The sequence below is a fragment of the Sporosarcina koreensis genome (assembly GCF_000826145.2).
GTDB classification, from domain to species: domain Bacteria; phylum Bacillota; class Bacilli; order Bacillales_A; family Planococcaceae; genus Sporosarcina; species Sporosarcina trichiuri.
The window spans coordinates 53,697-70,315 of sequence record NZ_LN651335.1; the positions used below are offsets into that span (position 1 = coordinate 53,697).

The 16,619-nt window shown below is 55.8% G+C and carries 17 protein-coding genes; 10 read left to right on the forward strand and 7 right to left on the reverse strand.

Annotated elements, in window-relative coordinates; translation table 11 throughout:
• Positions 1-19: 19 nt before the first annotated feature.
• Positions 20-1,516, reverse strand: a complete 1,497-nt coding sequence (locus BN1190_RS01810; RefSeq protein ID WP_040285633.1) for an ABC transporter permease — start codon at positions 1,514-1,516, stop codon at positions 20-22.
• 14 nt (positions 1,517-1,530) lie between these two features.
• Positions 1,531-2,952 carry an ABC transporter permease subunit gene (locus tag BN1190_RS01815; protein ID WP_040285331.1) on the reverse strand — a complete coding sequence of 474 codons (1,422 nt, stop codon included), beginning with the start codon at positions 2,950-2,952 and terminating at the stop codon, positions 1,531-1,533.
• Between the two features lie 121 nt (positions 2,953-3,073).
• Here BN1190_RS01815 and BN1190_RS15280 point away from each other — a divergent pair, with 121 nt between their 5' ends.
• Both BN1190_RS15280 and BN1190_RS01825 read left to right on the forward strand, forming a co-directional pair.
• Positions 3,074-4,813, forward strand: coding sequence for an ABC transporter ATP-binding protein (locus BN1190_RS15280; protein ID WP_040285332.1), 1,740 nt, complete (start codon positions 3,074-3,076; stop codon positions 4,811-4,813).
• A gap of 244 nt (positions 4,814-5,057) precedes the next feature.
• Positions 5,058-6,623: a malate:quinone oxidoreductase gene (locus tag BN1190_RS01825; RefSeq protein WP_082023231.1), complete on the forward strand. Its 1,566-nt coding sequence runs from the start codon at positions 5,058-5,060 to the stop codon at positions 6,621-6,623.
• Positions 6,624-6,685: 62 nt separating this feature from the next.
• Here the strand turns inward: BN1190_RS01825 and BN1190_RS01830 are convergent, their stop codons facing one another.
• A complete protein-coding gene (locus tag BN1190_RS01830; protein WP_040285333.1) occupies positions 6,686-7,018 on the reverse strand; it encodes a DUF3889 domain-containing protein in 333 nt (110 codons plus the stop codon).
• A 127-nt stretch (positions 7,019-7,145) separates the two neighbouring features.
• On the opposite strand from BN1190_RS01830, the gene BN1190_RS01835 reads away from it, so the two are divergent.
• The 3 genes from BN1190_RS01835 to BN1190_RS01845 all read left to right on the forward strand — a co-directional run bounded on the left by BN1190_RS01835 (position 7,146) and on the right by BN1190_RS01845 (position 10,281).
• Positions 7,146-7,631 (forward strand): methylated-DNA--[protein]-cysteine S-methyltransferase, encoded by a 486-nt coding sequence (locus BN1190_RS01835; RefSeq protein ID WP_040285635.1) that lies wholly within the window; start codon positions 7,146-7,148, stop codon positions 7,629-7,631.
• 237 nt (positions 7,632-7,868) lie between these two features.
• On the forward strand, positions 7,869-8,663 hold the full coding sequence (locus BN1190_RS01840) for an ABC transporter ATP-binding protein (protein ID WP_040285334.1): 795 nt from the start codon (positions 7,869-7,871) through the stop codon (positions 8,661-8,663).
• Positions 8,656-10,281 (forward strand): hypothetical protein, encoded by a 1,626-nt coding sequence (locus BN1190_RS01845; protein WP_040285335.1) that lies wholly within the window; start codon positions 8,656-8,658, stop codon positions 10,279-10,281. Before BN1190_RS01840 ends, BN1190_RS01845 begins: the two co-directional genes overlap by 8 nt.
• A gap of 52 nt (positions 10,282-10,333) precedes the next feature.
• Here the strand turns inward: BN1190_RS01845 and BN1190_RS01850 are convergent, their stop codons facing one another.
• Positions 10,334-10,714 carry a hypothetical protein gene (locus BN1190_RS01850; RefSeq protein WP_040285336.1) on the reverse strand — a complete coding sequence of 127 codons (381 nt, stop codon included), beginning with the start codon at positions 10,712-10,714 and terminating at the stop codon, positions 10,334-10,336.
• Positions 10,715-11,259: 545 nt separating this feature from the next.
• Between BN1190_RS01850 and BN1190_RS01855 the strand changes: the two genes are divergently transcribed.
• Complete coding sequence (locus BN1190_RS01855; protein WP_040285337.1) at positions 11,260-12,711, forward strand: NAD(P)H-binding protein; 1,452 nt, start codon at positions 11,260-11,262, stop codon at positions 12,709-12,711.
• A gap of 38 nt (positions 12,712-12,749) precedes the next feature.
• Here the strand turns inward: BN1190_RS01855 and BN1190_RS01860 are convergent, their stop codons facing one another.
• Positions 12,750-13,376 carry a nitroreductase family protein gene (locus BN1190_RS01860; RefSeq protein WP_040285338.1) on the reverse strand — a complete coding sequence of 209 codons (627 nt, stop codon included), beginning with the start codon at positions 13,374-13,376 and terminating at the stop codon, positions 12,750-12,752.
• A gap of 137 nt (positions 13,377-13,513) precedes the next feature.
• Here BN1190_RS01860 and BN1190_RS01865 point away from each other — a divergent pair, with 137 nt between their 5' ends.
• From BN1190_RS01865 to BN1190_RS01880, 4 genes are all read left to right on the forward strand, one after another.
• Positions 13,514-13,879 carry a winged helix-turn-helix transcriptional regulator gene (locus BN1190_RS01865; RefSeq protein ID WP_040285339.1) on the forward strand — a complete coding sequence of 122 codons (366 nt, stop codon included), beginning with the start codon at positions 13,514-13,516 and terminating at the stop codon, positions 13,877-13,879.
• 23 nt (positions 13,880-13,902) lie between these two features.
• Positions 13,903-14,124 (forward strand): DUF2829 domain-containing protein, encoded by a 222-nt coding sequence (locus BN1190_RS01870; RefSeq protein WP_040285340.1) that lies wholly within the window; start codon positions 13,903-13,905, stop codon positions 14,122-14,124.
• A 57-nt stretch (positions 14,125-14,181) separates the two neighbouring features.
• A complete protein-coding gene (locus BN1190_RS01875; protein ID WP_040285341.1) occupies positions 14,182-14,937 on the forward strand; it encodes a 3-oxoacyl-ACP reductase in 756 nt (251 codons plus the stop codon).
• Between the two features lie 153 nt (positions 14,938-15,090).
• Complete coding sequence (locus BN1190_RS01880) at positions 15,091-15,597, forward strand: QueT transporter family protein (RefSeq protein WP_040285342.1); 507 nt, start codon at positions 15,091-15,093, stop codon at positions 15,595-15,597.
• Positions 15,598-15,640: 43 nt separating this feature from the next.
• On the opposite strand, the gene BN1190_RS01885 is transcribed toward BN1190_RS01880, so the two are convergent.
• Together BN1190_RS01885 and ribH are read right to left on the reverse strand one after the other, a co-directional pair.
• Positions 15,641-16,039: a GNAT family N-acetyltransferase gene (locus BN1190_RS01885; protein ID WP_040285343.1), complete on the reverse strand. Its 399-nt coding sequence runs from the start codon at positions 16,037-16,039 to the stop codon at positions 15,641-15,643.
• Between the two features lie 106 nt (positions 16,040-16,145).
• The gene (ribH, locus tag BN1190_RS01890) at positions 16,146-16,613 is read right to left on the reverse strand and encodes a 6,7-dimethyl-8-ribityllumazine synthase (protein WP_040285344.1); all 468 of its coding nucleotides are present in this window, start codon (positions 16,611-16,613) and stop codon (positions 16,146-16,148) included.
• Positions 16,614-16,619: the final 6 nt, after the last annotated feature.

Sequence of the window (16,619 nt, forward strand, 5' to 3'; positions counted from 1 at the left end):
CCACAGTAGGTAGTTGTAATCAGTCAAGCTTCGGGTCGAGTGCATCGCGCAGCCCGTCTCCTAAAAAGTTGAAGGAGAGGACGAGCAGGATGATCGCTAGTCCCGGGAAGATGGCGAGGTACGAATTGGTCTCAAGATATGCACTTCCGACTTTTAAAATATTCCCCCATTCGGGGATGTGGGGCTCTACGCCGAGTCCCAGATAACTCAAGCTGCTCGTCGCGATGACGGCCCCGCCGATGGTCAGTGTCGACTTGACGATCATCGGTGCAAGCGAGTTGGGGACGACCTGTTTGAACAGGATGGCGAAATTCGATTCGCCGAGCGCCTTCGCCGAATCCACGAAGTCGTAATTGGAGACCATGAGGACGTTCGCCCGCATCGTACGGGCATAGGTCGGGATGGCGCCTACACTGAGGGCGATGATCAGATTGACCGTATTCGCGCCAAAAGCCGCAATAATTGCAATGGCCAGCAGGATGCCCGGAATGGAATACAGGATATCGAGCAGCCGCATGATCCAGTTATCGACATGATTGCTGTAGTAGCCGGCAATGGCGCCTAAAAATCCGCCGATCACACCCGGGAGAATGGTGGCTGCAAACCCGACGAGCAGGGAAATTCTCGCTCCGAACACAATTCGCGAAAACACATCCCGCCCGAAATTATCTGTTCCGAATGGGTAGGCAGCGCTCGGCGGCTGCAAAATCGCACTGTAGTTATTCTCCACGGCGAGCGCATAATCGAATGTAAACCGGCTCGTAATGGAGATCGCCAGCATCAGGAGGATGAAAAACATGCCGAGCATCGCGGTCGAGTTCCGTGTGATCTTTTCCCACATGACGTTCCACTTCAGCATTCGCGATCGATCAGAGCTCCTCGTTTTCATGAGGAGAGTCCATCCTAAAAGAAGGGCGAATAAGTTTCCGGTTACAGCACTGGCCAGCAGCAAGAGCGCCACCCAAGTCATCCAGCGAGGCGCCTCATACTCCTGTACATGGCGAACGACCAAGATGAGTACGGCGAGATAGAAAACCCCGATCAGCAGGAGAGTTCCCATGGACGGTAAAAAGGTATCGCTGACATAAGGTTTGAATAGATTCACCGCGCTGATGGCGAGCACCGTAAACTGTGTCAGCAGCGTATACGCCGCAAACGTATATTCCACAGACTTTTTCGCGTTGATTAGATTGAAAGCGAAAGCCCCTGCGAAAATGTTGCCGGCTGCGAGACTTACGAGCTGGACATAGCCAAGACGTCTCGTGGCTGGTGGAATGACACCCGTCTGGAGCAGATCTTTCTTCATCTTCCGAGTGATGTACACCTGAAAACAAGTAGTCGCTGCCCAGACGCCGAACAGGCTGAAGGCAAAGGGGTGTATATCGCCGGTCTTGAACGAAATGCTGTTCCAGAGAAAGATCCCTGTAAGGACGAGCGACAGAACCCACGTGAAATTCGCTTGCGTGTATTCCGTGGAAACGGCTAACGAATGACGTTTCCGTATTGTTTTTTTCATAGCTTTCACCTGCCTCATGAATGGTCAATCTTCGAACGGATACGCGGGTCCAGCAATGCGTACAAAATATCGATCACTAAATTGACCAGCGAAATAGTGATGGCGACGTAGACGACACCGCCCATGATCGCCGGAATATCGGGGATGAACTGCTTGTCGACGATGTAGCTGCCGATCCCCCGAATGTTGAACACTTTTTCTGTTACCGCCGCTCCCCCGAGCATGCCGCCAAATAATAGTCCGATCACGGTGATCACAGGAATCATGGCGTTCCCGACAGCGTGCTTCCACAGCACCTGTCCGTAAGCCAAACCTTTTGCCCGGGCTGTAATGATGTAGTCTTCATTGATGATCTCCAGAAGGGAGGAGCGCATCATTCTCGCGATGGAAGCGGTAAGCGCGGTTCCAAGCACGACAACAGGCATGATCAGTGAAAGCGCATGCCCGGGGCTGTAGGTCGCCGGCAGCCAATTCAAATGAATGGAAAACCCGAGGATGAAGATCAGCCCCTGCCAGAAGTTCGGGATCGACAGCCCGATCAGCGCGACGAACATGAACGAATAATCCAGGAACGAATTGGGCCGCGTTGCAGATAGGATCCCCACAGGAATCGCAATCACAATCGCCATGATGACGGAAAACAACGCGATCGTTAACGTGACCGGAAACTTGTTGGAAATACTGGCTGCCACATTTTCATTCCCCGCGAACGAAGACCCGAGATCGAACGTTGCAATTCCTTTCAAAGCGTTCCAGAGCTGCTGCCAGTAGGACAAATCGAGCCCATGCAATCGGTTGAAATTCGCAATTTGTTCCTGCGTTGCCGATTCTCCTAAGATGTTGGTGGCCGGGTCGAACGGAGAGACATAGAGAATCGTAAAGACCAGAACGGCAACTCCGATGATCACCCCTATGCTTTGCAAAAGCCGCTCTGTGATATAGAGGATGAATGGATTGCTCATCAGGAACAGCAGTACATACATGAAGAATCCGGGAATCAGCGAAACGATCAAAAATGCAGGGTTCCGAAGAAGCGATTGAAAGTACGTAAAGTACGTCTCCTTTTGCCTCCCCATCTGTGTGAGCTGCATCTCACTGAGCCGCTCACTCTCTGCGGTCAGTTTTTCATCTGCCAGCTTCTCTGCTTCCCGGTGTATGTCAGCCGAGCTGACGTTTTCACCGAAAAATTTCCGCTTCCGTTCAAGCTGATCCTTGTACTCCTCCAGCCATTCTTCCTTCCGCCCCTCGTCCGCCAGTTGTACCCTTGCAGCGTTCAGCATGCTCGAGTACTGCCGGTCTTTTCTATTCCATATATAACTGCAATACGTGAAAAGATGGAGAGGCAGTCCGGCCAGCAGCAAAAGTACTTGGTAGGCGGTATGGCCCCTGGCTTTCTTATAAGAGCGTTCAAAAAGCGAAATTACTGTGCGTGACATCCAATTCACCTCCTTCATATTGTTTAATTCCGATTGGTATACTAAACTATAGGATATACACTATTGATTGTCAATTTTATCTTTTTGAATCATCAAGTATGACAAAAGGAGCGTATTCATAATGGAATCGATTTTAAAAGTGAGGAACTTGCACGTTTCATTCACGGGACGACAGAAGGACTTCGATGCTGTCCGCGGGGTCAGTTTCGAGGTCGGCAAAGGAGAAACACTGGGTATTGTGGGCGAATCAGGCAGTGGGAAAAGTGTAACAGCTCGTTCTATCATGAGGTTGCTTCCGTCTCCGCCGTCCTATGTAAAAGAGGGAGTAATTGAGTTCCAAGGGGAAGATCTGAGTTTGAAAACGGAGAAGGATATGGAGAGCATCCGTGGCCACGGCATTGGCATGATTTTTCAAGACCCGATGACCTCATTGAATCCAACAAAGAAAATCGGAGGCCAAATCGCCGAAAGCATAGTGAAACATATGAAAGTGTCTAAGAAAGAAGCGAGGAAGGAGACGATCGAGCTCCTTACATTAGTCGGTATCCAAAACAGCGAGGAACGGGTGGACCAATACCCGCATGAGTTCTCAGGAGGCATGCGTCAGAGGGTGATGATTGCGATGGCACTCGCCTGTAAGCCCGCCCTGCTGATTGCGGATGAGCCGACCACCGCATTGGACGTCACGATACAGGCACAGATTTTATCGCTCATGAAAAGTATTCAGCAGCGCTTCGGCACTTCGATCATCCTCATTACACATGATCTCGGCGTCGTGGCGGAGATGTGCGACCGCGTTGTCGTGATGAAAGAAGGAGAGATCGTGGAATCCGGCACTGTTTTTGAATTGTTCGAGAGTCCGAAACATCCTTATACGAAACGATTGTTGAATGCACTGCCCCGGTTGGATGACAAAAAGAAAGAGAAACGGGTGCCGCAGCTGCGGGAAGGGATGGACCGGGCTGTCCCGCTTGTCCAAGTGAACTCGCTCCAGCAGCATTTCGGAAACGGCAAAAAAGGGGTGACGAAGGCAGTGGATGATATCAGCTTCCACATACGCCCTGGAGAAACACTTGGACTGGTGGGGGAATCCGGTTCAGGGAAATCCACGACAGGCCGGGCAATCCTCCGGTTAACCGAGCCTACCGCCGGTGAGGTGCTCTACCAAGGAATGGGCATCAGCCGATTTTCTGCAAAAGAGATGAAAGCGATGCGGCGGCATATGCAGATGATTTTCCAAGACCCGTATTCGTCTTTGAATCCGCGATTCAAAGTGCTGGATATAATCGGGCAGGCACTCGATATCCATCGATTGAGCAAAAGCAAACAAGAGAGGAAGAAACGGGTGGAGGATCTTCTCGTGATGGTAGGGCTGGAACCGGAACACGCCATGCGGTATCCACACGAATTCTCGGGCGGCCAGCGTCAGCGGATCGGTATTGCCCGAGCATTGGCAGTAGAGCCGGCTTTCATCGTATGTGACGAACCCCTTTCCGCACTCGACGTATCCATTCAGGCGCAGATTGTGAAATTACTCGAAGATTTGCAGCATCGACTCGGCCTTACGTACTTGTTCATTGCACACGATTTGTCGATGGTGAAACATATCAGTGACCGTGTGGCTGTCATGTACGCCGGCAAGATTGTCGAGTTGGCGGAAAGTGAAGAGCTGTATACCAACCCGCTCCATCCCTACACAAAGTCTTTATTGTCCGCAATCCCGATACCCGACCCGAAACTGAGAACAGCCCCTCATCAGGCGGCAGGTAAAGACTCGGCAGTGGAAAGGATGTTTGATGTAACCAATACAGTGTTAGTGGAAGTGAAGGAAGGGCATTGGGTTGCGAAACCGGATGGCTGATTCCCATGCCGTCCGGTCCCTAAGGTAAGGGGGACTGGAGGGATTATAGGGAATCAGACGCCATCTCGAACATCTCCCTTTTGTATCTCCTCGAATTAGTCTATAATTGGTAGGGTAAAGAACGTATATTCATTAACTGATCGCTCCCAATAGATTCGAGTGAGGAACAGCAATACAAAAGAGGTAGTTCCTTGAAAAGGAACCTGTCTCTCTTTTGCAAATTCAGTGTGTAAGGATGGGTCAAATGAGCAACGGAGAAACGAATACAGACGTGATTCTGATTGGCGCAGGCATCATGAGCGCAACGCTCGGCACGATGCTGAAGGAGCTGGTGCCCGAGTGGAACATCACCGTGTTTGAAAAATTGTCGGAGGCCGGCGAGGAAAGTTCGAACGAATGGAATAATGCCGGAACCGGACACGCGGCCTTGTGCGAGCTGAACTATACGATCGAGCAGGAAGACGGTTCCGTCAACATCAGCAAAGCCATCAACATCAACGAACAGTTCCAGGTGTCGAAGCAGTTCTGGTCGTTCCTCGTGGACAACGGACGGCTGCACAATCCGGAGGACTTCATCCGCCCGCTCCCGCACATGAGTTTCGTGCAGGGCAAGGACAATGTCTCCTTCCTAAAGAAGCGTTATGAGACGATGAAGCAGAATCCGCTCTTCGACGACATGGAGTATACCGAAGACCCGGAGACACTCGAAAAATGGGTGCCGCTCATGATGAAGGACCGGGCGTCGGAGGAGCCGATCGCCATTTCCAAAATCGATGCGGGGACCGACGTCAACTTCGGGGCACTCACCAACATGCTGTTCGACCATCTGGAACGCGAAGGTGTCCATGTGGAATACCGCCGCAGCGTGGAAGGGCTGAAGCAGAAGAGCGACGGCCGCTGGGAAGTGAAAGTGCGCAACCTGGTCAGCGGGGACGTGCAGCGTCATACCGCGAAGTTCGTGTTCATCGGAGCCGGCGGCGGAAGTCTGCATCTGCTGCAGAAATCCGGCATTCCGGAAGGCAAAGGCATCGGCGGCTTCCCGGTGAGCGGACTGTTCCTCGTCTGCAACAATCCGAAAGTGGCGGAGCAGCATTATGCGAAAGTGTACGGAAAAGCGTCAGTCGGCGCGCCGCCGATGTCCGTTCCGCACTTGGACACACGGTATATCAATAACCAGAAATCCCTCCTGTTCGGTCCGTTCGCAGGCTTTTCACCGAAGTTCCTGAAGACCGGCTCGATGATGGACCTGATCACGTCCGTCAAACCGGGCAACGTCGTCAACATGCTGTCGGCCGGCGTCAAGGAGATGGCACTGACGAAGTACCTCGTCGAGCAGCTCATGCTGACGAAAGAGCAGCAGGTGGAAGAACTGCGTGCGTTCGTGCCCGATGCGAAAGTCGACGAGTGGGACACCGTCGTTGCAGGCCAGCGGGTGCAGGTCATCAAGGAGACCGAAGCCGGCGGCAAAGGGACGCTCCAGTTCGGGACGGAGCTCGTCAGCGCGAAAGACGGCTCGATCGCAGCCCTTCTCGGCGCCTCGCCGGGTGCTTCCACAGCGGTCCATGTCATGATCAACCTGCTGAACAAGTGCTTCCCGGACCGGGCGGACGAGTGGCAGGCGAAATTCAAGGAAATGATTCCGTCGTACGGCATCAAGCTGGCGGAGAATCCGTCGATGCTCCATGACGTCAAAGATGCGACGGCCAAGACGCTGAAGCTCGATCACATGGAACCGTTCATGATGGATCGCCAGCCGGAAGCGAAAGCGATCGCAGACGGCCAGAAATCGGCCGATACCGTCGATCGATGAACGGCAAAACGCCTGTCCGGCTCGCCATGAGGCCGGAGAGGCGTTTTTTCATCTGACGGACTTCACTCAGGCGGCTGGATCTCCTGGAACTGGACGTCCTTCAATTTGCCGGTCTCGGTCAAATACGTGACACGGACCACAACGGCATATTCGCGCCCCCGTTCGCGCAGCCAGAGGCGGAACGATTCTTCTGTAACGTCGTCTTTCTGATGGCTGCCCATATATAAGTAGTCGATGATCTGCGCGTCCGGATAGTGCGCCTGTGCCCGCTGAATGGCGAGACGCGACCATTCTGCATAGCTCGGGGTTCCGGCTTCCATGAAACCGACGGCGGTCAGAGGCTGGGATGCATGCGGAAGAATGAACAGGATAACGGCGAGGGCAAGTTTCATCATCAATAGACACCTCGTTTTCCTGTAGGATGCACCGGCGGGCGGAAACTATCCCGCCCGTAAGAAAATGGGTTGGACATATTTAGCGAAAGAGGTGGCGAGATTGCCGATTACAATTGTGCAGGAGAACATGCCGTCATCAGGAAGGACAGTCTATTACAAGTCATCGCTTGGGATCCTGGAAATCACCGGGACGGACGAGGCGGTGTCCTCGGTGCTGTTCCTGGAGGATGAACCGCCGGCTGATGTCCCGGCAGCGGAAGACGCACCAGCAGCTGTGGCCGAGTGCTTGCGCCAGCTGGATGAGTACTTCGCCGGCACCCGGACGGACTTCGATGTGCCGGTGACCGTGAACGGTACCATCTTCCAGCGGGCTGTCTGGCAGGCGTTGACGGACATCCCATACGGAGGGACGGCTTCGTACGGGGACATCGCAAAAGCGGTCGGCAGTGAACGGGCGGTGCGAGCCGTCGGGGCCGCCAATGGAAAGAACAAACTGACCCTGCTCCTGCCCTGTCACCGCATCATCGGCAAGAACGGCACGCTCACCGGCTACGCCGGCGGCATGTGGCGGAAAGAATGGCTCCTCGCGCATGAACAGAAGCATAAGAAGTGAAAAAACCGCCGGTCGGCGGTTTTTTTGATGGGTCGGGAAGTGGGGGCGCTCAAGCAAAGGGGAGAAACGCTCAAGCAAGGGGAGGAGCGCTCAAGCAGGGGGAGGAACGCTCAAGCAAGGGAGAGAATCGCTCAAAAAAGCAGCCAATTACACCTATTTCCCCAAAAAAATAGTTGGAATTTTCGGCCGCTATTGTTAGGCTTACACCAAAGACAATCGAAAGCAGGGGGAATTCAGATGGACACGACACCGATCATCTCCATCCGCGAACTCAGGATGGAGTTTCCGGGGAAGCAGGTGCTGGACGGCATCTCGCTCGACGTATTCCGCGGCCAGATCATCGGCTATATCGGGCCGAACGGGGCGGGGAAGAGTACGACGCTCAAGATCCTGCTCGGCTTGATCCGCGATTACAAGGGGACGGTCGAGATCTTCGGCCGCGATCTGAAGGATGATGACCGCGACATGAAACGCCGTATCGGCTATGTGCCGGAAAACGCGGAGATCTATGATACGCTGACGCCGATGGAGTACTTGACCTTCATCGGCGAGCTGTATGGCTTGGACCGTACGTTGGCGGGCCGGAAAGCACGGGACCTGATGAAGATCCTCGGTTTGGAAGACGTGCTCCATACACGGATTTCGTCCTTCTCCAAAGGGATGCGGCAGAAGGTGCTCATCATTTCGAGCCTGCTGCACAATCCGGATATCCTGTTCCTGGATGAACCGCTCAGCGGCCTGGACGCAAACAGTGTCATGGTCGTCAAGGATATCCTGGCCACGCTGGCGGCGAACGGCAAGACGATTTTCTACTCGTCCCACATCATGGATGTTGTCGAGAAGATCAGCAACCGGATTGTGCTGCTGAATGACGGACTGATCGCAGCCGACGGAACGTTCGAAGAGCTGAAAGGGCAAGACGATACGGGGACGCTCGAGACGATCTTCAATTCCCTGACCGGCTTCGATCAGCATGAACAGACGGCCCGGCGGTTCGTCGATACAGTGACGGGCGGTGGAACCGTTGACTGACTTCCGTTCCCTCCGTATCCTCGACCGGTTCCAGGGGATGTTCCGCAAATTCGGTGTCAGCTATCCCGCCATGCGGGCGATCGTCGGCCTGAAGCTGACGATGGATGAACGGCGGGTGCCCGTCGTGTTTTCGCAGACGAAGCTGAAAGAGGGCAACCAGTTCATGAAATCGCTCGCTCTCTACGTGCTGTATGGACTCGTCACCATCCCGTTCCTGTTCTTCGGCGACAGCCCGATGCTGCAGATGGGGTTCGTGTTCGGCATTTCGATGTTCATGATCATGACGTCGCTCATCGCCGATTTCTCGACAGTGCTGCTAGACGTCCGCGACCGTGTCCTGCTGGCCGCCGCACCCGTCGATGACCGCACGCTGAATGCCGCAAAACTCGTCCATATCACGATCTACATGTCCTTGATGACCCTTGCGCTGCTCGGCATCCCGTCGATTGTCATGCTGGCGGTGAAGGGCCCGGTTTTCTTTCTGCTGTTCCTGGTGATGCTGGGGCTTCTTTTGCTGCTGATCATCGCGCTGACCGCGATCACCTATATGGTCATGCTGCGCTTGTTCGACGGTGAACGGCTGAAAGACTACATCAATTACGTCCAGATCGCCCTCTCGATCGGGCTTTTCGCCGGCTACCAGGTGCTGATCCGCTCGTTCGACTTTGTCGGCCTGTCCGTCGAGTATGTGTTCCGCTGGTGGCATCTGCTGCTGCCGCCGCTCTGGTTCGCCGCGCCGTTCGAGTGGCTGCCCGGCGGAAATGGCGATCCGGTGCTGAAGGTGTTATCCGCCATGGCCGTTGTGATCCCGCTGCTCGCAATTACGCTGTACATCCGCACGATGCCGCAATTCGAGCAGAACCTGCAGAAATTGCTCTCTGAGATGAAAGGCGGCACACCGCCGCGTGCGTTCCTGATGACATTTTGGGAAAAACTTCTGTGCCGGGACAAGGAAGAGCGGGCGTGTTTCCGGTTCGCCTGGCAGCTCATGAAGCGCGAGCGGGAGTTCAAGCTGAAAGTGTATCCATCGCTCGGCATCGGGTTCATCGCCCCGTTCCTGTTCCTGTATATCTTCCTGCAGGAGGGGCCAATCTCAAGCATCGGGAAGTCGGATCAGTTCTACATGCTGTACTTCAGTTTTCTCGTCATAGCGACGCTGACGATGATGCTCAGCTACTCGGAAAAGTACAAAGGCGCCTGGCTCTTCGAGGTCACGCCGATCCGGCAGCCGGGTGTTCTGAAACGGGGTACGCTGAAGGCGAGCCTGGCGCAGCTGTTCCTGCCGATCTACCTGCTGCAGGCCGTGCTATTCGGCATCCTGTTCGGTGCACGGATCATTCCCGACATCCTCGGTATCCTGATCGCGGCGGTGCTCTACGCAGCGATCTGTTATGGGATGGGCAGCCGGGGAGTCCTCCCGTTTTCCCGGCCGATGGGCGAGTCCCTCCAGTCGGGCACTGCCAAGCAGATCATCTTCATGCTGCTGATCGGCGCCTTCGTCATCCCGCACATCATACTCGCCGGCCTTCCGTACGGGTCGTGGATCTACCTCGTCCTCATCGCGATCGCCTGCATCATCGGCTGGCGGACGGTCCTGCCGGTGAAAGGAATGGCCTGACAGAAAGCCCCCCGCCAGCCTTCTGACAACTAACGGGGGGCTTTGTATTTGGTTACCGCTCATCACGGATTTTCAGCGCGACACGTTCTCCGGCCAGGCCGGGGAGTTTCAGCACGCCGATCCCCATGTCAGGGGCCTCATTATGGGCGTGGCGGATGGTCGCCGTCACGACCGGTTTTGAGAACTTGCGGTAAGCCTCCATTGAGATGTCGACGTAGGCGTTCCGCTCGTCATGCTGATACAGAACGTATAGATCCTCCCCATCCCGGTATGTCCGGAACACGGTGTCTTCGGCGCCATCGGACACGGCGGATGCCGGGACGTCCGCTGACGTGAGGAGCGCGTGCGGCAGCGGACCGTGCATGGCACTGTAGACACCCGCCGCAACCAGCACGAGCATGCCGATAGCCGTCAGCCAGATGGACTTCTTCATCCGCCATCCCCCTTTCCTGGAAATCTGATACTATCTGTACGCTGCGTCTCAGGAAAAGTTCCGGTCTCTCGGGATTTAATCCGGGTAACCAGGCCCGGCGGTGCGCCCGTCCACCGACCTGCCGCTGGGCGGGATCCCTTATCGGACAGTTCAGCGGCTGTATCGGACATAACCTGGGAAGTATCGGACGTATCGGTCGGCATATCGGACATAACCTGTGAAGTATCGGACACATCACCGAATTTATCGGCATCCGCACACAATTCCGAGACCGCGGGGACACACACCCTTCCTGTGAACTCCGGCGGCGCGCAGAAAACAGACAAGCCGGCATTTATCTTGGAAGTAAGACGAAGCAGATTCGCTCAAGCATCCGGTCGAACCGCTCAAGTGAGCAGCCGAACGCTCAAGCAAACAGCGAAACGCTCAAGCCCCCGCATCAACCGCTCAAGCCGCCAGCTGAAACACCCATCCCCCAGCGCTTACCCCTGCTGAAAGAAGGGTACAGCATCCATAGATCGAGAGAACAGGGAGGCGGAGTACATATGCAGACGAGGAAACCGGTAGTGGCGGTCGCCGGCGCAAGCGGCTATATCGGCCACAACCTGCTGGATTGCCTGAAAGGGAAGGCGCACGTTATCGCGCTGTCGCGCAGCGGCGGCCGGCGGCAGAGTACGGAGGATGTCACGTGGCGTTCGTGCGATTTGTTTTCAATGAAAGACGCCGAAAAGGGGCTCGAGGGGGCGGACATCGCCGTCTACCTCGTCCATTCCATGCTGAAGTCGGCGAAACTGACGCAGGGGACGTTCGAGGACATGGATGTCATCCTCGCCGACAACTTCGCCCAGGCAGCGAAGAAGCAGGGCGTGCAGCAGATCATCTATCTCGGCGGTATCGTGCCGGAGGAGGATGAAACCCATCTGTCACGCCACCTGAAGAGCCGGCTTGAAGTGGAACGCGTGCTGCGCGACTATGGGGTGCCGGTGACCGCACTTAGAGCCGGTCTGATTGTCGGGCCGAAAGGGTCTTCATTCCCCATTCTGTCCAAGCTCGTCAAGCGGCTGCCGGTCATGGTGCTGCCGAAGTGGACGAAGACCCGGACACAGCCGGTCGCACTGAAGGATGTGCTGCGCGGACTGACGGCCGTCATCCTCGACACCGAACTCGAGGACCGGTCGATCGACATCGGCGGCCCGGACGTCATGACCTACCGGACGATGATGAAAGCGACGGCCGAAGTCATGGGCAAGAACCCGAAGATGATCGGGGTGCCGTTCTTCACACTCACCCTGTCGCGCCTCTGGCTGCGGCTCGTGACGAATACGCCGAAGGAGATGGTGTACCCGCTCGTCGAAAGCCTGCGGCATGCGATGGTCATCCAGCCGGGCCATTACGTCGAAGGGGTGAGCGACGGCCAGACACCGTTCCGGGAAGCGGCCCGGATCGCACTCGACGAAGAGCGCTGTTCCGGGAAGCAGAAGCGGGCGGGCTCGCTCCTGCCGAATTTCGGCCCGCTCAAACAGGACGTGCGGTCCGTCCAGCGCATCCGGCTGCCGGGCGGCTGGACGGCGGATGAAGCTGCCCGCTATTACGTCCGATGGCTCGAGACGTTCCTGAATCCGTGGGTCCATACGGCAGCGGATAACGAGCTGAACTGCAAGATCGGCTTCCTCGGGGACCATACGCTGCTCGAGCTGTCGTATTCAGGGGAGCGCAGTACGGAGGACCGGGCCCTCTACTACATCACCGGCGGTCTGCTGACGGATACGCAGCACAACGAGCGCGGCCGGATGGAATTCCGCAAGATCCCGGGGGCGGATGAAGCGATCATCGCAATCCACGACTACCTGCCGTCATTGCCGTGGTTCGTCTACTACTTCACGCAGGCGTTCATGCACTCGTTCGTCATGGGCGCCTTCCGCCGGCACATGAACCGGCTGAGCGTCAGTGAAGAGGATCGGCAGTACGTCTGCGCGCTCACTGTGAAAGATATGTAAAAAAGGCCCCTCGCCAGGGGCCTTTTCCAATGGAACTATTATACGAATTTCGCAATCTTCTCAAGCGGCAGTCGGGTCGAGCCGTAGGCCGGCGCCGCCGCTTTGCCGATGGCGATCAGCACGAGCGGCACATAGCGCTCCTCCAGGCCGAACTCCTCTGCAAATGCCGCTTTGTCGAACCCGCCCATCGGCACGGTATCATACCCTTTCGCCTTTGCGATCAGCATGAGCTGCATGGAGATCAGACCCGCATCGAACGCTGCAATGTTGAGCCGTGCCTCTTTCGGCGCGTTCGGATAGAGCGCCTTCGCATTCGCGATCTGCACCTGGACGTTCGTTTCATCGATATTGCCCGCTTCCAGGTTGGACAGGTAGATCTCGTCGATATGCTCATACATCTCCGTGTCGGCGATGACGGCGATCAGCGCGGAGGACGTCTCCATCTGCTCCTGGTTGAATGAGAATTCCTTGATGCGTTGTTTCGCCGCATCGTCCTGGATGACGAGGAACCGCCAAGGCTGCAGATTGCTGGAAGAAGGGGCCAGGGACGCTTCCTTCAGCATCTCTTCGATTTCAGCTGGATCGATTGTGAAGCCGGGATCGTATTTGCGGACGGATTTCCGGGCATGGATCACTTCGGACAATGGCTTGTATAATTCTGACATGGGGTAAACTCCTTTGGATGAAAGATTGGATTCAACTTACCATTAGTAAGTACTGAACAAAAGCTTACTATTCGTAAGTTTGTTTGTCAACTGGGACTGTGGTAAAGTGGAACTATACTGTGAATGGGGGAGTACAGATGGAGAAAACTGAAGATCTCATTCAATCCGCAGCACCGAAAACCGCCGCGTGCGACAGTTTCCATGCGACGATCGAATTCATCGGCAAACGGTGGATGGGCATCATCATCTACCATCTGCTGGACGGACCGAAACGCTACCACGCATTGGCTTCAGAAATTGACGGCATCTCTGACAGGCTGCTGACGGAACGGCTGAAGGAACTCGAAGCGCATGGATTCGCGGTGAAACGGACCGTACCGGGCGGACGCAAAGTCGAGTACGAACTGACCGGCAGAGGGCATGCCTTCGAGCCGGTAATCCGTACAATCCTCGCGTGGGTGAAAGAAAACGGCGGCTGTCCGGATAAAGCCGCAACTGACTAAATTACAAAAAAGGGTGAGAATAGATGACATTTGAAGAAATCCTGCCGCGCCTGAAAGCGGGCAGCAAGGTGATCCGCAGTGGCTGGGGCGGCGCTGAATTGTATGTGAAACTCATGGAACCGGGCACACTGGACGGACTGACGATGAATCCGTATTTCGTCATTAACGTCACAGGTGAAGGCTACACGATGTTCACCCCGACAGTCTGCGATATACTCGCGGATGACTGGACGACGGTCGAATGACCAAAACTTGAGCTCATGAGAAATCATGGGCTTTTTTCGATTGGAGGAACTGAACGGATGACACACGGAGAATTTGCAGGGAAAACGGTCTTCATCACCGGGGCGGCATCGGGCATCGGCCGGGCTCAGGCAGAGGCGTTCATCGAACAGGGGGCCGCTGTTTTCGGCTTCGATCAGGACGCAGAAGGGCTTCGGCAGCTCAGTGCGGAGCATCCCCGGACGTTTGCATACAGGCAGGGCGATGTCCGGAAGGCGGCGGACGTCGCGAAGGCCGCAGAACAGGCACTTGCGGCGTTTGGGTCTATCGATATCCTGTGCAATACGGCAGGCGTGCTCGACGGGTTCACGAAGACACTGGAGACGGATGAAGCGCTCTGGGACCGGATCATGGAGACGAATGTCAAAGGGATGTATCTGACGACGAACGCCATCCTCCCGCATATGATCGCAAACGGGAAGGGTGTCCTCGTCAATATGGCCTCCATTGCAGGCCTGGTCGGTGGAGGTGGCGGTGCGGCCTATACGGCTTCGAAGCATGCGGTGATCGGCTATACGAAACAGGTCGATCTTGATTATTGCCGAGCAGGCATCCGGGCGAACGCCATCGCACCGGGTGCGATCGAGACGCCGATGAATGCGGCGGACTTCGCAGGAGCGGGAGAGATGGCGGCACAGGTCGCAGACGAAACACCGGCCGGCCGCTGGGCGCAGCCGGGAGAAGTCGCGGCCCTGACACTGTATCTTGCAGGCAGAGCATCCGACTACGTCCACGGGGCGGTCATCCCGATCGACGGCGGCTGGACCGCAAAATAATCCACACAGCGGACAAGCATTTCTGGTATACTGGGCAGGCAGGTTTTTCGCCTGCACTGCGGCACTTTTTGACGGAGCGATCGGCTCTTTCTTCCTTTGGCCGCAGTTACTACTAAGACAGTCGGCAAGCTGTCTTACAAAGGAGGATTCCCTATGACACTTCTCGTAAAAGAGCGGCAGCGGATCGCAGTCGGCGAGCTTGCGAAGATGGGCATCGTGGCCGGATTGTATGTCGCTGTGACGCTGACACTTGCTGTCATCAGCTTCGGCGCAGTGCAGCTGCGGCTGTCTGAGATGTTCAACTATCTCGCCCTGTTCCACAAACGGTATATCATCGCTGTGACAGCAGGCGTCGTGCTCGCGAACTTCTTTTCACCGACCTGGTTCCTGGACGTGCCGGTCGGCGGCATCGCGACGTTCCTTGTCCTGCTTATCAGCCGGATGGCCACGAAGAAGCTGAAGTCGATCAAGGCGAAGTTCGTCTGGACCGCACTCATCTTCGCTGTCTCGATGTTCACCGTGGCGGGCCAGCTGACCCTGCTGTACGGCATGCCGTTCTGGCTCACGTGGTTCACGGTCGGTGTCGGCGAACTGCTGTCGATGTCCGTCGGCGGCGCGATCATGCTCGCTCTTTCAAAGAAAATAGATTTCACCCGATGAAAAAACGCACACACGGCCGTCTGGCTGTGTGTGCGTTTTTCGGTTACGAGAAGACATACATCGGTGTGCTCGTCTCTTCCGGTTCGAAGCCGAGCGTTTCATAGAAGCCGACTGCCTTCGGGTAGGAGACAAGAACTTTCGTATGCATATGCGCGTATTTCTCGAGCATGCGGTTCATGAGCTGCTTGCCGATCCCCTGCCCTTGGTATGCCGGATCTGTCAGCACATAATGGAAATAGACCGCCATGGCCCCGTCGGACAGTGCATTCGCAAGCCCGATCAGCTTGCCGCCGTCCCAGGCGGTGACCACGGAATCCGAGTTCAGGATGCCGTGATACAGGTCATTCGGATGGGAAGCGGATTCCCATTCCACCGACTCGAACAGCGCCTGCAGGTTCTCTTTCGTCAGCTTGTCCGTTTCGAATGTATACGTGATCGTCATTCATCAAACCTCCCTCTGCCCGGCACGGAAAACGGTCCCCGTCCCGGTTTCTGGTGACTGTGGTTGAAAGCGTTCACACCCATTCTACTTGAAACCGCTGGAAGTTTTAAGAGAATTGCTTTGACAGGTTCGCCATCTCGATGGCGGATACGGCCGCGTCCCATCCTTTGTTGCCCGCTTTCGTACCCGCCCGTTCGATCGACTGCTCGATCGAATCGGTCGTCAGGACGCCGAAAATGACAGGGATGCCCGAGGCCATTCCGGCAGCGGCAACCCCTTTCGCCGCCTCGCTGCACACATAATCGAAATGCGGTGTCGCCCCGCGGATCACCGTGCCGAGTGTGATGACGGCATCATACTTTCCCGACTCCGCCATTTTCTTCGCGATCATCGGGATTTCGAACGCACCCGGCACCCAGGCGACATCGATATCCTCTTCCGATACGCCGTGGCGGATGCACCCGTCCTGTGCAGCTGATAATAATTTACTTGTGATGAATTCATTGAACCGGCCGACGACCATGCCGATCTTCAATCCGGTGCCGACGAGATGTCCTTCAAATACGTGTCCCATTCCGAT

Excerpts from the sequence above, each read along its gene's own strand:
- BN1190_RS01810 (WP_040285633.1), bottom strand. The coding sequence starts at position 1,516 with ATGAAAAAAACAATACGGAAACGTCATTCGTTAGCCGTTTCCACGGAA.
- BN1190_RS01815 (WP_040285331.1), bottom strand. The coding sequence starts at position 2,952 with ATGTCACGCACAGTAATTTCGCTTTTTGAACGCTCTTATAAGAAAGCC.
- BN1190_RS15280 (WP_040285332.1), top strand. The coding sequence starts at position 3,074 with ATGGAATCGATTTTAAAAGTGAGGAACTTGCACGTTTCATTCACGGGA.
- BN1190_RS01825 (WP_082023231.1), top strand. The coding sequence starts at position 5,058 with ATGAGCAACGGAGAAACGAATACAGACGTGATTCTGATTGGCGCAGGC.
- BN1190_RS01830 (WP_040285333.1), bottom strand. The coding sequence starts at position 7,018 with ATGATGAAACTTGCCCTCGCCGTTATCCTGTTCATTCTTCCGCATGCA.
- BN1190_RS01835 (WP_040285635.1), top strand. The coding sequence starts at position 7,146 with ATGCCGTCATCAGGAAGGACAGTCTATTACAAGTCATCGCTTGGGATC.
- BN1190_RS01840 (WP_040285334.1), top strand. The coding sequence starts at position 7,869 with ATGGACACGACACCGATCATCTCCATCCGCGAACTCAGGATGGAGTTT.
- BN1190_RS01850 (WP_040285336.1), bottom strand. The coding sequence starts at position 10,714 with ATGAAGAAGTCCATCTGGCTGACGGCTATCGGCATGCTCGTGCTGGTT.
- BN1190_RS01855 (WP_040285337.1), top strand. The coding sequence starts at position 11,260 with ATGCAGACGAGGAAACCGGTAGTGGCGGTCGCCGGCGCAAGCGGCTAT.
- BN1190_RS01860 (WP_040285338.1), bottom strand. The coding sequence starts at position 13,376 with ATGTCAGAATTATACAAGCCATTGTCCGAAGTGATCCATGCCCGGAAA.
- BN1190_RS01865 (WP_040285339.1), top strand. The coding sequence starts at position 13,514 with ATGGAGAAAACTGAAGATCTCATTCAATCCGCAGCACCGAAAACCGCC.
- BN1190_RS01870 (WP_040285340.1), top strand. The coding sequence starts at position 13,903 with ATGACATTTGAAGAAATCCTGCCGCGCCTGAAAGCGGGCAGCAAGGTG.
- BN1190_RS01875 (WP_040285341.1), top strand. The coding sequence starts at position 14,182 with ATGACACACGGAGAATTTGCAGGGAAAACGGTCTTCATCACCGGGGCG.
- BN1190_RS01880 (WP_040285342.1), top strand. The coding sequence starts at position 15,091 with ATGACACTTCTCGTAAAAGAGCGGCAGCGGATCGCAGTCGGCGAGCTT.
- BN1190_RS01885 (WP_040285343.1), bottom strand. The coding sequence starts at position 16,039 with ATGACGATCACGTATACATTCGAAACGGACAAGCTGACGAAAGAGAAC.
- ribH (WP_040285344.1), bottom strand. The coding sequence starts at position 16,613 with ATGGGACACGTATTTGAAGGACATCTCGTCGGCACCGGATTGAAGATC.